The following is a 13,230-nucleotide window of genomic DNA, read 5'->3' as shown; positions in this document are numbered from 1 at the left end:
CATGTCCCCGGTACCGGCCTTTTTTGGCGCATCGACTGCCGATCCGCTTCACTCAACTATGCTTACCAGACGCGTTTTTGCCAGGAGGTAAGCATTGAATACCATTGCCATCATGGGCCCGCACGGGGCGTTTTATAAAGATGAGCCGATTAGAGAGCTGCAGCAGGCGTTAATCCAGCAGGGTTTTCAGCCGGTCTGGCCGGATAACAGTAACGATCTGTTGAAGCTGATTGAGCATAATCCGCGCGTCTGCGGCGTCATTTTTGACTGGGACGAATACAGCATCGACCTGTGCTGTGAAATCAATCAGCTGAATGAGTATCTGCCGCTCTACGCCTTTATCAATACCCACTCCACCATGGACGTCACCGCCAACGACATGCGCATGGCGCTGTGGTTCTTTGAGTATGGACTGGGCCAGGCTGAGGATATCGCCGCGCGTATCCGCCAGTACACCAATGAATATCTGGATAACATCACGCCTCCGCTGACTAAAGCGCTGTTTACCTACGTGAAGGAGGGGAAATACACCTTCTGTACGCCGGGCCACATGGCGGGAACCGCCTATCAGAAAAGCCCGGTTGGCTGCCTGTTCTACGATTTTTTCGGCGGCAACACGCTGAAAGCGGACGTCTCGATTTCGGTAACCGAGCTGGGCTCGCTGCTCGACCACACCGGCCCCCATCTTGAGGCGGAGGAGTACATCGCCCGCACCTTCGGGGCCGAGCAAAGCTATATGGTGACGAACGGCACCTCCACCTCCAATAAAATTATCGGCATGTACGCCGCCCCGGCGGGCAGTACGCTGCTGGTGGATCGTAACTGCCACAAGTCCCTGACCCACCTGCTGATGATGAGCGACATCGTGCCGATCTGGCTGAAGCCTACGCGCAACGCGCTGGGCATTCTTGGCGGCATTCCGCGGCGGGAGTTTCTGCGCGCGACCATCGAAGAGAAGGTCGCGGCCACCGTCGGGGCGAGCTGGCCGGTGCATGCGGTGATCACCAACTCCACCTATGACGGCCTGCTCTATAACACCAACTGGATCAAGCAGACCCTCGATGTGCCGTCGATCCACTTTGATTCGGCCTGGGTGCCCTATACCCACTTTCACCCCATCTACAACGGCAAGAGCGGCATGAGCGGTGAGCGCGTGCCGGGTAAAGTATTCTATGAAACGCAGTCCACCCATAAGATGCTGGCGGCGCTATCCCAGGCCTCGCTGATTCATATCAAAGGGGACTACGACGAAGAGACCTTCAACGAAGCCTACATGATGCATACCACCACATCGCCGAGCTATCCGCTGGTGGCGTCCATCGAAACGGCGGCGGCAATGCTGCGCGGTAATCCGGGACGGCGGCTGATCAACCGCTCGGTGGAGCGGGCGCTCCATTTTCGTAAGGAAGTGCAGCGGCTTCGCGAAGAATCTGATGGATGGTTTTTTGATATCTGGCAACCTGAGGATATCGACGAGGCCGACTGCTGGCCGATTGAGCCGGGCCGGTCGTGGCACGGCTTTAATAACGCCGATGACGATCACATGTTTCTCGATCCGGTAAAAGTCACGATCCTGACGCCGGGGATGAATCAGCAGGGTGAGATGAGCGAAGAGGGGATCCCGGCCGCGCTGGTGGCGAAGTTCCTTGATGAGCGTGGGGTGGTGGTGGAAAAAACCGGCCCCTATAATCTGCTGTTTCTGTTCAGCATCGGGATCGATAAAACCCGCGCCATGAGCCTGCTGCGTGGCCTGACCGAGTTCAAGCGCGCCTGGGATCTCAACCTGCGGGTTAAAAATATGCTGCCGGATCTCTATGCTGAGGACCCCGACTTCTACCGCAACATGCGGATTCAGACGCTGGGGCAGGGGATCCACGATCTGATTCGCCAGCATCGTCTGCCGGATCTGATGCTGCGGGCCTTTGATACGCTGCCGGAAATGCGCATGACTCCGCATCAGGCCTATCAGCAGCAGGTGAAGGGCAACGTGGAAACCGTGGAAATTGACGCGCTGCTGAACCGCGTATCGGCCAATATGATCCTGCCGTATCCACCGGGCGTGCCGCTGGTGATGCCGGGGGAAACCATTACCGAAGAGAGCCGGGCAGTGCTCGATTTTATGCTGATGCTGTGCTCCATTGGCCGCCACTATCCGGGATTTGAAACGGATATTCACGGTGCGAAGCTGGGTGAGGACGGCGTATACCGGGTTCGGGTATTAAAAGCGCACTAATCGCGTGCGGCACGGCAGCATGAGGCGCCGGGGCCGCGCGTACTATTAAGGAGAAAGGAATGCTGGGTTTAAAGCAGGTGCACCATATCGCTATCATTGCGTCCGACTACCAGACCAGTAAATCATTTTACTGCGATGTGCTGGGCTTCAACCTGTTGTCGGAAGTCTACCGCGAGGCGCGGGACTCATGGAAAGGCGATCTTGGCCTCGGGGAGCAGTACGTGATTGAGCTGTTTTCGTTCCCCTTCCCGCCAGCGCGTCCCAGCCATCCTGAAGCATGCGGCCTGCGCCATCTGGCCTTCAGCGTGGATGACATCGATCAGGCGATCACCCACCTGGAATCCCACGGCGTGAAATGCGAACCGATCCGTATCGATCCGCTGACCAATAAACGCTTTACCTTCTTTGCCGATCCGGACGGCCTGCCGCTGGAGCTTTACCAGCAGTAACGCTTGCAAGCACCCATCAAGCCCGGTAACGTTCCGGGCTTAATCGCCCGGTCTGTGATGCTCTATGAATCCCGATACGCTTCTTGCTTCGCTCTCCCCTTCACGCCAGTTGCTGGTGGCCTACAGCGGCGGCCTCGACTCAACGGTACTGCTGCATCAGCTGGTGCTGCTGCGGCGCGCGCATCCCGACCTGACGCTGCGGGCTATTCATATCCATCACGGTCTGAGCCAGAACGCTGACGCCTGGGCCGCGCACTGTCGCGCGCAGTGTGAGGCCTGGCAGGTGCCGCTTGAGGTGGTCAACGTGACCCTTGCGCAAGAGGGCGGTGGGATTGAAGCCCGGGCGCGCGAGGCGCGTTATCAGGCGCTGGCGGCGCGGCTGCAGGCGGATGAAGCGCTGGTCACCGCGCAGCATCTGGACGATCAGTGTGAAACGTTTTTGCTGGCGCTTAAGCGCGGCAGCGGCCCGGCGGGTCTGGCCGCGATGCCCGCTGCCATGCCGTTTGCCGCCGGCAGGCTGGTGCGCCCCTTGCTCGATGTCCCGCGCCAGACGCTGGCCGAGTGGGCACAGGCGCATGCCCTGACGTGGATCGAGGATGAAAGCAACCAGAGCCGCCGCTTCGACCGTAACTTTTTACGGCTGGACGTGCTGCCGCTGCTGGAGGCGCGCTGGCCGCATTTTGCCGATATGGTTGCGCGCAGCGCTGCGCTGTGCGCTGAGCAGGAGCAGCTGCTGGATGAGCTGCTTGATGACGAACTGCGTACGCTGATCGGCGAGCATGGCACCCTGGCCATTGCGCCGATGACAGGCATGAGCGATGCCAGACGCGGGGCGTTGCTGCGCCGCTGGTTCGCCTGGCATCACGCGCCCATGCCTTCGCGCGCAGCGCTGGCGCGGCTATGGCAGGAGGTGGCCCTGAGCCGCAAGGACGCCGCCCCGTCGTTGCAGTTTGGCGACTACCGGGTTCGTCGCTATAAAGCGGCGCTGTGGTGGGTAAAAAACCTGCCGCCGGTTGAGCGCGACAGCATCCCGTGGCCGGCACCCTATGCACCGCTTACCCTACCGGGGGGCGTGCTGGTGTTCGGCGAGGGGCCGCAGCGCGTACGCGCACCGCGCGCCGATGAAGCAGTATCCATTCGCTACCGGGCGACGGGTACGCTGCACATTGTTGGTCGGGAGCGCGGGCGCAGCCTGAAGAAGCTGTGGCAGGAGTGTGGCGTGCCGCCCTGGGAGCGGGAGGTGACACCGCTGCTTTACTATGGCGAACAGCCGATTGCGGCGGTGGGCGTCTTTGTTACGCGGGAAGGGCAGGCGGTAGATGAGCCGGGTTGGCTGATTGGCTGGCGACGCGGTGACGGGACATAAAAAAACGGACAGCTCAGGCTGCCCGTTCAGTGGATCTGAAGATCAGTATCAGGATTCGCTGACCACAACGGTGCCAATCTCAGGGTGGCTGAAACTGGCGATCTTATCGAGACGAACTTCGCGCGTGGAGCCGGCATCTTCAACGATCAGATATTCCACGTTTTTTCGTGAAACCAGATCGCTGGCCTTGGCCTTCAATACCTCACCGCTTTTTAGCTCCAGCGTCAGTAACAGATGATGCTGGCAGGCGAGTTCGAGATTGTCATAGTCATCACAATTGATGGGTTGATAGGCATCATTCATTGACATAATCGCTCACCAGTAAGTTCGCGGCAGCATACGCTGCCTTTTCCCTGATCGACTCCGAAAGCGTCCCGTCTTCGACGACCTCATTCAGAACCCGTAATACGCAGCCCAGCGCGTCGGGGATGTACCCCAGATCGCCGCTGGCAATTTCAGCATAGCGCTGGCGTATCAACTCACTATATTTTTCCACACGCCCTCCTGTCCAGAGCCCAGACTTCAGGCTTTTCGTGAGATGCACGTTAAGCCTACGAGGATAAACTCTGTTTAGCAAGGTGACTATACCATACTCATTTACCCATTATCAGCGTCGCGCCTGCACGTAAGGGCAAAGGCTAACAGCGCTTTACGGATGAATTCGTTACAATAGCGATTCTTATAAGAAGGAGTGGTGTGATGGCGTTAAAAGCAACAGTTTATAAAGCAACGGTCAACGTGGCCGACATGGATCGCAATCAGTACCTTGATGCCACGTTGACCCTGGCCCGCCATCCTTCGGAAACCCAGGAGCGCATGATGCTGCGCCTGCTGGCATGGATAAAGTTCGCCGACGAGCGTCTGCACTTTACCCGCGGACTGAGCGCGGAAGACGAGCCGGAGGCCTGGCTGCGTAACGATCATCTGGGCATCGATCTGTGGATTGAACTGGGCCTGCCGGATGAAAAGCGCATCAAGAAAGCCTGTACCCAGTCTGAAGCGGTGGCGCTGTTCACCTATAATAGTCGTGCCGCGCAGATCTGGTGGCAGCAGAACCAGACGAAGCTTGCCAGCTATGCGAACCTCAGCATCTGGTATCTCGATGACGACCAGCTGGCGAAGCTGAGCGCCTTTGCCGCCCGCACCATGGTGCTGCAGGCGACCATTCAGGAAGGGGCCATCTGGCTCTCCGATCGGGAGAACAACCTGGAAATTCATCTGACCACCTGGCAACAGCACGCATGATTGAACTGTCACGCAACGTTTCGATTCCCGACAGCGAGCTTGAGATTACCGCTATCCGCGCGCAGGGGGCGGGCGGGCAGCACGTGAACAAAGCCTCAACCGCCATCCACCTGCGCTTCGATATTCGCGCCTCAACGCTGCCGGAGTCATACAAAGCGCGCCTGCTGGCGGCGACGCACCACCTGATCACCGCGGAAGGTATTGTCATCATCAAGGCGCAGGAGCACCGGAGCCAGGAGATGAATCGCGAAGCGGCAATCGCGCGTCTGGTAAACCTGATTACGGAACTAACTACCGTGCAAAAAAGTCGAAGAGCAACGAAACCTACGCGCGCCTCGAAACTGCGCAGGCTTGATGCCAAATCGCAGAAATCGAGCACCAAAGCGCTGCGCGGCAAAGTCCGGGATAGGTAGGCAAGGAACCGAGCAAAAGGAACGTCTGTGAAAAAATACCTTATTGTTATCGCGGCGCTGAGCGCCCTGGCCGCGCTGCCGGGCTGCAATCACCGTAACGATGTGCACTCCGCCGCCGCTACCGGCCAGGCGGAGGAGCTGAAAGCCATGCAGCAGAGTTATCGCGGCGTGCTGCCCTGTGCCGACTGCAGCGGGATAGAAACCACGCTGTTTCTTGAAAAAGACGGAACATGGGTGATGAACGAACGCTATCAGGATGGAAAAGGCGACAGCGAATTTGCCTCCTGGGGCACCTGGGCGCGTACCGCCGATCGGCTGGTGCTGACCGACACCCAGGGCGAAAAGCGCTATTTTCGCCCGAAGGGGGAGGACATCGAGATGCTGGATCGCGAAGGTCATCCCATTACCTCCCAACTGGATTACACGCTGAAAGCCACCGACGCCACACTGCCCGCCACGCCGATGCCGATGAGAGGCATGTACTTCTATATGGCGGACGCCGCGGTCTTTACCGACTGCGCCACCGGCAAGCGCGTGAACGTCCAGAACAATGCTCAGCTGGAACGGGCTTACGCTCAGGCTAAAGGCGAAGCGACCGCGCCGGTGCTGCTGGAAGTGAAAGGGCATTTTGCACTGACGGCCAATGAAGATACCGGCGCGCCGGAGAAAACGCTGATCACTGACGGCAACGGCACCTTCCTCGCCGGCAAGCGCTGTGAAGATGACGCGTCACGCCCGTCACGCTGATAAAAAAAGCCCCGCAATGCGGGGCTTTGTTCGTTCTGGCGCAGGCTGTTAGCGAGGAATGTTCGCCAGCAGGTAATCCAGAATCTCGCCGGTTTTGATCATCTTCTTCTCGCCGCTACGACGATGCTTGTACTCAATCTCATCGCTGTCGAGATTGCGATCGCCGATGACCACGGTGTGCGGAATACCGATCAACTCCATATCGGCAAACATCACGCCCGGACGCTCTTTACGGTCGTCCATCAGCACGTCAATGCCGCGGGCGCGCAGTTCGCCATACAGCTTCTCGGCCAGCTCCTGCACGCGGAACGACTTGTGCATGTTCATCGGCAGGATAGCAACCTGGAACGGCGCGATGGCGTCCGGCCAGACAATACCGCGATCGTCGTAGTTCTGCTCAATCGCGGCGGCAACCACGCGGGTCACCCCAATGCCGTAGCAGCCCATGGTCAGCGTCTGGTTACGACCATCTTCACCCTGCACGGAGGCTTTCATGGCCTCAGAGTATTTGGTGCCGAGCTGGAAGATATGACCCACTTCGATACCGCGCTTGATAAGCAGGGTGCCCTGACCGTCCGGGCTGGCGTCGCCGGCGACCACGTTACGGATGTCGGCGACTTCCGGGGTGGCAACATCGCGATCCCAGTTGATGCCGAAGTAGTGCTTCCCATCCACGTTGGCACCGGCGGAGAAGTCGCTCATGGCCGCTACGCTGCGGTCAATGACGATCGGAAGCGGCAGGTTGACCGGGCCAAGAGAGCCAGGACCGGCGTTAACCGCGGCGCGGATCTCTTCTTCCGTTGCGAAGGTCAGCGGGCTGGCGACCTGCGGCAGCTTCTCCGCTTTCACTTCGTTCAGCTCGTGATCGCCGCGCACCAGCAGGGCAACCAACGGGTACGCGCTGCCTTCGGTCGCTTTCACCAGCAGCGTCTTCACGGTTTTTTCAATCGGCAGGCTGAACTGCTCAACCAGCTGCGCGATGGTTTTCGCGTTCGGCGTATCAACCAGCGTCATCTCCTGGGTCGCGGCGGCGCGCGGCGCGGCAGGGGCAACGGCTTCGGCCAGCTCAATGTTCGCGGCGTAGTCGGAGCCGGTAGAGAAGACGATATCGTCTTCACCGCTCTGGGCCAGCACCTGGAACTCGTGAGAGGCGCTACCGCCGATAGAGCCGGTATCCGCCTGCACCGCGCGGAAATCCAGGCCCATGCGGGAGAAGATTTTACTGTAGGCAGCGTACATCGCGTCGTATGTATCCTGCAGCGACTCCTGGGTCGTATGGAACGAGTAGGCGTCTTTCATCAGGAACTCACGAGAGCGCATCACGCCGAAGCGCGGGCGAACCTCATCGCGGAACTTGGTCTGGATCTGGAAGAAGTTGAGCGGCAGCTGCTTGTAGGAGCTGAGCTCGTTACGAATCAGATCGGTGATCACTTCTTCATGCGTCGGGCCAAGCACAAACGGGCGCTCGCCGCGATCGACAAAGCGCAGCAGCTCCGGACCGTACTGCTCCCAGCGTCCGCTCTCCTGCCACAGATCGGCTGGCTGAACCACAGGCATAGACACCTCGATAGCACCGGCGTTGTTCATCTCTTCACGCACGATGTTTTCGACTTTTTTCAGCACGCGCAGGCCGGTCGGGAGCCAGGTATACAACCCGGAGGCCAGCTTGCGGATCATCCCGGCGCGAAGCATCAGCTGGTGGCTGATCACTTCTGCATCGGCAGGTGTCTCCTTCAGAGTGGAGAGCAGATATTGGCTAGTACGCATGTTGTTACGGTTCCATTTGAGACATGCAGGCAGAGTGGCGCCTGACACAAAAAAAGTGGTTTAGTTTACCAGTGTGGCAGAGTTGCCAAAAGAGAGTGACATCAATTTAGCGCCGTTCAAGCGCAAACACTTCGGCACCGCGCTCGGTAACGCGCCAGCGCACGTTGAAATCCAGCAGCCAGACCGCGTAACACTTACCTTCCTCTTCGCCTTTCCGATAGGCCGGACGCGGATCCTGGGCCAGCACATCGTGAATGAAACGCTGAAGGTGAGGGTAGCGCTGCTCAAGCATCGGCAGCTGGGCGGCCACCTCATCGGTAAACACCACCGGCATTGCGGCCTCGGGTGCATGCTGGGCGTACCCGGCACGGGCGTCAGGCAGGGCTTCGGCGAACGGCAGATAGGGTTTGATATCGATAATCGGCGTGCCGTCGACCAGGTCAAGACTGCCAAGCTTCAGCACGACGCGCTCTTTATTGACGTCAATCCCCTGCAACTCGACCAGCGACATGCCGATCGGGTTCGGGCGAAACGTCGAGCGGGTCGCGAACACGCCCATACGCGCATTACCGCCGAGGCGGGGCGGTCGCACCGTGGGGCGCCAGCCGCCTTCCATCGTCTGATGAAACACAAACAGCAGCCACAGGTGGCTGAAGTTTTCCAGCCCGCGTAGCGCATCGGGCTGGTTGTAGGGCGGTAGAAGCTGAAGCTCGCCGCCACCGTCTTTTACCAGACCCGGCTGGCGCGGCACGGCGAATTTTTCTTTATAGGGGGAACGGATTACGCCAATTTGCTCAATGCTAAATGCGGTCATTTCGCAGAGACGTTAAGCGCAGAACCGATACAAATCGCCTGACGATAGCAGCCCGGCGTGCCGCTGGTCACTTCACAGCTGTGCAGCAGTACCGCGTTGGCTTTCATTTTTGATGCGTTGATCTGCATGCGTTTGCGCGCGGTTGGGATGTTTGGCGGAGAGTCCTGGTTACTGGCCTGGCAAGATTCACCGGTGACCTCACCCAGATCGCGGAACGGTTTACCCAGCAAATCTTCCGCATTGCTGTAGATTTTCACCGGCGCAGCGGCAGGAGCACGCGGACGGGTTTGTTCCGTTTTAGCGGGTGTTGCCGTGCTTTTTACGGGTTCAACGGGGGATCTGTCTAGCATGGAACAGCCGCTCACGGCGAGTGCTAACAAACAGATCGGTAAAGCACGCATAGTTTTTCCTCGATGTGTAGACAAGATGAGCAGAATTAAATCAGGTAGTGAATACTGACGGCAATGCCTTACGCGATGATTTCGTGCACTGCGTCCAGGTAAAAGCGGTTACGGCTACCTGGAAAAAGGTATCCACATAAAAATACCCGTCAATATCCTATAGCAACTTTAAAAGGATGTCTGTTCAGAATATGGGACAACGTGCGCCTTCTGCTGGCAGGCATGCAAAACCTGGCGGCATATAAAACAAAAAAACGGGCCGAAGCCCGTTTTGTTATTGCGAAGCTGGGATTACCAGCCCTTCACGGCGCCGCCGTTGAACACCTTGTTCGCTTCAGCGTTCACTTCTTCAGACTGATAGGCCTGAACGAATTTCTTCACGTTCTCGGCGTCTTTATTATCTTCGCGAGTCACCAGCAGGTTAACGTACGGAGAGTCTTTGTCTTCCACAAAGATGCCGTCTTTAGCCGGGGTCAGATCGATCTGACTGGCGTAGGTGGTGTTGATGACCGCCAGCGCAATCTGATCGTCATCCAGGGAGCGCGGCAGCTGCGGCGCTTCCAGTTCAACCAGCTTCAGGTTTTTCGGGTTCTCGGTCACGTCCAGCACGGTCGGCAGCAGGCCGATATCGTCTTTCAGTTTGATCAGGCCCACTTTCTGCAGCAGCAGCAGGGAGCGGCCCAGGTTAGTCGGATCGTTCGGAACCGCCACCTGTGAGCCCGGCTGCAGGTCGTCGAGGTTTTTGATTTTGCGCGAGTAGCCGGCAATCGGGTACACGAAGGTGTTACCCACGGAAACCAGCTTGTAGCCGCGATCTTTTATCTGCTGATCCAGGTATGGCTTATGCTGGAACGCGTTCAGGTCGATATCGCCTTTGCTCAGCGCTTCGTTCGGCAGCACGTAGTCGTTGAAGGTGACCAGCTCGACATCAAGACCATACTTATCTTTAGCGACTTTGGCTGCCACTTCGGCGACCTGCTGCTCGGCACCCACGATAACGCCGACTTTAATATGGTTAGGGTCTTTCTCTTCCTGACCACAACCCGCGAGGGCCAGAGTGCCGAGAAGGGCACCCACAACAGCCAGAGATTTTAATTTGAACGCCATGATCATTCCTTACTCAAGTGTCTTGATGTTGTGTGTAACTGCTTATTTATGGGTAACCGTACGGACGATACGATCCCCTGCAAACTGAATTAAGTAAACCAGAACAACCAGCAATACCAGCACCGTGTTCATTACGGTGGCGTTATAGCCAATGTAACCGTACTGATAACCAATCTGTCCCAGCCCGCCGGCACCAACTGCGCCGCCCATCGCCGAGTAGCCAACCAGCGTAATCAGCGTGATAGTCGCGGCATTCACCAGACCCGGCAGCGCTTCCGGCAGCAGCACCTTGCGGATAATCTGCAACGGCGTGGCGCCCATGGCGCGTGAGGCTTCGATAAGGCCTGACGGGATCTCCAGCAGAGCATTTTCCACCATACGTGCGATAAACGGCGCGGCACCGACCGTCAGCGGAACGATGGCCGCCTGCAGACCGATTGATGTCCCGACGATGGCGCGGGTAAAGGGAATCATCCACACCAGCAGAATAATGAACGGAATCGAGCGGAAGATGTTCACCACCGCAGAAATAGCGCGATAGAGCTTCGCGTTCTCGCTGATCTGCCCCGGGCGGGAAATATAGAGCAGCACGCCAACCGGCAGGCCGAGCACAAAGCCGAAGAAACCGGACACAAACGTCATCGCCAGCGTCTCCCAGACGCCTTTAATCATCAGCCACATCATTGCTTCAGACATAACCTAACACCTCAACCTTCACATGATGTTCCTGGAGATACGCGACGGCCGCTTTTGTATCCTCGGCGGTACCGTGCATTTCAGCGAGCATGATTCCGAACTTCACGCCACCGGCGTAGTCCATCTGCGCGCTGATAATATTGTTGTTCACGTTATAACGGCGGGCGGTTTCCGACAGCAGCGGCGCGTCCACCGACTTACCGGTGAACTCAAGACGCAGCAGCGGCACGCTCTGTTCTGTTTCCGGCGCGGGACGCAGGCGAACCGAATAGTCCTCCGGTACGTCAAGGTGCAGCGTCGACTGGATAAACTGTTGCGCCAGCGGCGTTTTCGGGTGGGAGAAGACTTCGCTCACCGTATCCTGCTCAATAAGCTCGCCGTTGCTGATCACCGCCACGCAGTCGCAGATGCGCTTCACGACATCCATCTCATGCGTAATAAGGAGGATGGTCAGGCCGAGACGACGGTTGATATCCTTGAGCAGTTCCAGAATGGAGCGCGTCGTCGCCGGGTCCAGCGCGCTGGTGGCTTCATCGCACAACAGCACTTTCGGATTGCTGGCCAGCGCACGGGCAATGGCGACGCGCTGTTTCTGCCCGCCGGAGAGGTTAGCAGCCCAGGCATCGCGCTTGTCGGATAAGCCAACTAACTCAAGCAGCTCGTTTACGCGGCGCTCAATCTCCTCGCGCGGCGTGTTGTCCAGCTCAAGCGGTAGCGCCACGTTACCAAATACGGTACGAGAGGAGAGCAGGTTGAAGTGCTGGAAGATCATGCCAATCTGACGGCGGGCCTGGGTAAGCTGGGATTCGCTGAGCGCGGTCAGATCCTGACCGTCAACCAGCACCGCGCCCTGAGTGGGACGCTCCAGCAGGTTGACGCAGCGAATGAGCGTACTCTTACCGGCGCCGGAGGCACCGATCACGCCATATATTTGCCCGGCCGGGACGTGCAGGCTGACGTTGTTGAGCGCCTGCACAACGCGATTGCCCTGCTGGAACACTTTGGTGATATTCGAAAGTTTTATCATCAGGCTACTAGTTATCGTAAACGAGAAATGGATGGCATTTTATTCTGCCAGACACGGACAACGCCGTAATTTGCATTGGATGGTAAGGCATCCAGACGTCTAAATCAATGCAAGCCGCACACGGGACGCTTTCTCTCTATGGGAAACATGCGATACTAGGCGGCATAACTTATCTCAGGAGTATTGTGGTGGCCAATTTAGTCCCGGCTATTTTCCTCGACCGTGACGGCACGATTAATGTCGATCACGGGTACGTGCATGAAATCGACAAATTCGAATTTATCGACGGCGTTATCGATGCGCTGCGTGAACTCAAAGCGATGGGGTTTGCGCTGGTGCTGGTAACGAACCAGTCAGGTATTGCGCGCGGCCTGTTTACCGAGGCGCAGTTTGAAACCTTAACCGAGTGGATGGACTGGTCGCTGGCCGACCGTGATGTCGATCTGGACGGTATCTATTATTGTCCGCACCATCCGGAAGCGAGCGTTGAGGAGTATCGTCAATCCTGTGACTGCCGTAAGCCGGCGCCGGGCATGTTGATCTCCGCCCGTGATTTTCTCCATATCGATATGAGCGCCTCCTATATGGTAGGGGACAAACTCGAAGATATGCAGGCGGCTACAGCGGCACAGGTCGGTACCCGTGTTCTGGTGCGTACCGGCAAACCGGTGACTGCCGAAGCAGAAGAAAGCGCAGACTGGGTGTTAAATAGCCTTGCAGAGCTGCCTCAGGCCATCAAAACGCGTCAAAAACAGGCGTAGTGGTCAAAATGCGAGCGGTCGTCATATTTTTATAGATTTCCGCTTGCCATCTTTTGCCGGCTCCCTATAATGCGCCTCCATCGACACGGCGCTAACGAATCACTTCGCAGCGACGAGTTGAAAGAGAAAGTCTCAAATAGAGGTTGACTCTGAAAGAGGAAAGCGTAATATACGCCACCTCGCGACAGCAGGCTGTAAGCCGCG

The 13,230-nt window shown here is 57.8% G+C and carries 15 protein-coding genes; 7 read left to right on the top strand and 8 right to left on the bottom strand.

What is annotated here, in order from left to right; genetic code table 11:
• Positions 1 to 94: 94 nt before the first annotated feature.
• The 3 genes from DW58_RS01970 (at position 95) to tilS (ending at position 4,048) form a co-directional block, all read left to right on the top strand.
• Positions 95 to 2,233 carry a lysine decarboxylase LdcC gene (locus DW58_RS01970; RefSeq protein WP_024551044.1) on the top strand — a complete coding sequence of 713 codons (2,139 nt, stop codon included), beginning with the start codon at positions 95 to 97 and terminating at the stop codon, positions 2,231 to 2,233.
• A gap of 59 nt (positions 2,234 to 2,292) precedes the next feature.
• Entirely contained in the window at positions 2,293 to 2,682 is a 390-nt protein-coding gene (locus DW58_RS01965) for a VOC family protein (RefSeq protein WP_024551045.1), read from the top strand.
• A 64-nt stretch (positions 2,683 to 2,746) separates the two neighbouring features.
• On the top strand, positions 2,747 to 4,048 hold the full coding sequence (gene tilS / locus DW58_RS01960) for a tRNA lysidine(34) synthetase TilS (RefSeq protein ID WP_024551046.1): 1,302 nt from the start codon (positions 2,747 to 2,749) through the stop codon (positions 4,046 to 4,048).
• A gap of 48 nt (positions 4,049 to 4,096) precedes the next feature.
• Here the strand turns inward: tilS and rof are convergent, their stop codons facing one another.
• Both rof and DW58_RS01950 read right to left on the bottom strand, forming a co-directional pair.
• Positions 4,097 to 4,357, bottom strand: a complete 261-nt coding sequence (gene rof / locus DW58_RS01955) for a Rho-binding antiterminator (protein WP_024551047.1) — start codon at positions 4,355 to 4,357, stop codon at positions 4,097 to 4,099.
• Entirely contained in the window at positions 4,344 to 4,544 is a 201-nt protein-coding gene (locus DW58_RS01950; RefSeq protein WP_024551048.1) for a YaeP family protein, read from the bottom strand. The genes rof and DW58_RS01950 overlap by 14 nt, the downstream gene beginning before the upstream one ends.
• Before the next feature lie 203 nt (positions 4,545 to 4,747).
• Here DW58_RS01950 and DW58_RS01945 point away from each other — a divergent pair, with 203 nt between their 5' ends.
• Genes DW58_RS01945 through nlpE form a run of 3 tightly spaced genes read left to right on the top strand, consistent with a single transcriptional unit; the run spans position 4,748 to position 6,453 of the window.
• On the top strand, positions 4,748 to 5,293 hold the full coding sequence (locus tag DW58_RS01945) for a YaeQ family protein (protein ID WP_024551049.1): 546 nt from the start codon (positions 4,748 to 4,750) through the stop codon (positions 5,291 to 5,293).
• On the top strand, positions 5,290 to 5,706 hold the full coding sequence (gene arfB, locus DW58_RS01940) for an alternative ribosome rescue aminoacyl-tRNA hydrolase ArfB (protein WP_024551050.1): 417 nt from the start codon (positions 5,290 to 5,292) through the stop codon (positions 5,704 to 5,706). The genes DW58_RS01945 and arfB overlap by 4 nt, the downstream gene beginning before the upstream one ends.
• A gap of 27 nt (positions 5,707 to 5,733) precedes the next feature.
• Positions 5,734 to 6,453 (top strand): envelope stress response activation lipoprotein NlpE, encoded by a 720-nt coding sequence (gene nlpE / locus DW58_RS01935; RefSeq protein WP_029592336.1) that lies wholly within the window; start codon positions 5,734 to 5,736, stop codon positions 6,451 to 6,453.
• Between the two features lie 48 nt (positions 6,454 to 6,501).
• On the opposite strand, the gene proS is transcribed toward nlpE, so the two are convergent.
• The 6 genes from proS to metN form a co-directional block, all read right to left on the bottom strand.
• Positions 6,502 to 8,220, bottom strand: a complete 1,719-nt coding sequence (gene proS / locus DW58_RS01930) for a proline--tRNA ligase (protein WP_024551052.1) — start codon at positions 8,218 to 8,220, stop codon at positions 6,502 to 6,504.
• A gap of 106 nt (positions 8,221 to 8,326) precedes the next feature.
• Positions 8,327 to 9,034: a tRNA (N6-threonylcarbamoyladenosine(37)-N6)-methyltransferase TrmO gene (gene tsaA / locus DW58_RS01925; protein WP_024551053.1), complete on the bottom strand. Its 708-nt coding sequence runs from the start codon at positions 9,032 to 9,034 to the stop codon at positions 8,327 to 8,329.
• Positions 9,031 to 9,435, bottom strand: a complete 405-nt coding sequence (gene rcsF, locus DW58_RS01920) for an Rcs stress response system protein RcsF (RefSeq protein WP_024551054.1) — start codon at positions 9,433 to 9,435, stop codon at positions 9,031 to 9,033. The genes tsaA and rcsF overlap by 4 nt, the downstream gene beginning before the upstream one ends.
• Before the next feature lie 291 nt (positions 9,436 to 9,726).
• On the bottom strand, positions 9,727 to 10,542 hold the full coding sequence (locus tag DW58_RS01915; RefSeq protein ID WP_024551055.1) for a MetQ/NlpA family lipoprotein: 816 nt from the start codon (positions 10,540 to 10,542) through the stop codon (positions 9,727 to 9,729).
• A gap of 42 nt (positions 10,543 to 10,584) precedes the next feature.
• Entirely contained in the window at positions 10,585 to 11,238 is a 654-nt protein-coding gene (locus tag DW58_RS01910) for a methionine ABC transporter permease MetI (RefSeq protein ID WP_024551056.1), read from the bottom strand.
• Positions 11,231 to 12,265 carry a methionine ABC transporter ATP-binding protein MetN gene (gene metN, locus DW58_RS01905; RefSeq protein WP_024551057.1) on the bottom strand — a complete coding sequence of 345 codons (1,035 nt, stop codon included), beginning with the start codon at positions 12,263 to 12,265 and terminating at the stop codon, positions 11,231 to 11,233. Before metN ends, DW58_RS01910 begins: the two co-directional genes overlap by 8 nt.
• 107 nt (positions 12,266 to 12,372) lie before the next feature.
• Between metN and gmhB the strand changes: the two genes are divergently transcribed.
• Entirely contained in the window at positions 12,373 to 13,026 is a 654-nt protein-coding gene (gmhB, locus tag DW58_RS01900; protein ID WP_328585915.1) for a D-glycero-beta-D-manno-heptose 1,7-bisphosphate 7-phosphatase, read from the top strand.
• Positions 13,027 to 13,230: the final 204 nt, after the last annotated feature.

It is taken from the genome of Siccibacter turicensis LMG 23730 (assembly GCF_000463155.2).
In the GTDB taxonomy this organism is placed as follows: domain Bacteria; phylum Pseudomonadota; class Gammaproteobacteria; order Enterobacterales; family Enterobacteriaceae; genus Siccibacter; species Siccibacter turicensis.
Note: the sequence above shows the minus strand (reverse complement) of the source record. Positions and strands in the feature narration are given on the sequence as shown.

Bases quoted from the DNA above. Each gene is read 5' to 3' on its own strand.
- DW58_RS01965 (WP_024551045.1), top strand. From the start codon at position 2,293: ATGCTGGGTTTAAAGCAGGTGCACCATATCGCTATCATTGCGTCCGAC.
- tilS (WP_024551046.1), top strand. From the start codon at position 2,747: ATGAATCCCGATACGCTTCTTGCTTCGCTCTCCCCTTCACGCCAGTTG.
- rof (WP_024551047.1), bottom strand. From the start codon at position 4,357: ATGTCAATGAATGATGCCTATCAACCCATCAATTGTGATGACTATGAC.
- DW58_RS01945 (WP_024551049.1), top strand. From the start codon at position 4,748: ATGGCGTTAAAAGCAACAGTTTATAAAGCAACGGTCAACGTGGCCGAC.
- arfB (WP_024551050.1), top strand. From the start codon at position 5,290: ATGATTGAACTGTCACGCAACGTTTCGATTCCCGACAGCGAGCTTGAG.
- proS (WP_024551052.1), bottom strand. From the start codon at position 8,220: ATGCGTACTAGCCAATATCTGCTCTCCACTCTGAAGGAGACACCTGCC.
- tsaA (WP_024551053.1), bottom strand. From the start codon at position 9,034: ATGACCGCATTTAGCATTGAGCAAATTGGCGTAATCCGTTCCCCCTAT.
- rcsF (WP_024551054.1), bottom strand. From the start codon at position 9,435: ATGCGTGCTTTACCGATCTGTTTGTTAGCACTCGCCGTGAGCGGCTGT.
- DW58_RS01915 (WP_024551055.1), bottom strand. From the start codon at position 10,542: ATGGCGTTCAAATTAAAATCTCTGGCTGTTGTGGGTGCCCTTCTCGGC.
- DW58_RS01910 (WP_024551056.1), bottom strand. From the start codon at position 11,238: ATGTCTGAAGCAATGATGTGGCTGATGATTAAAGGCGTCTGGGAGACG.
- metN (WP_024551057.1), bottom strand. From the start codon at position 12,265: ATGATAAAACTTTCGAATATCACCAAAGTGTTCCAGCAGGGCAATCGC.
- gmhB (WP_328585915.1), top strand. From the start codon at position 12,373: ATGCAAGCCGCACACGGGACGCTTTCTCTCTATGGGAAACATGCGATA.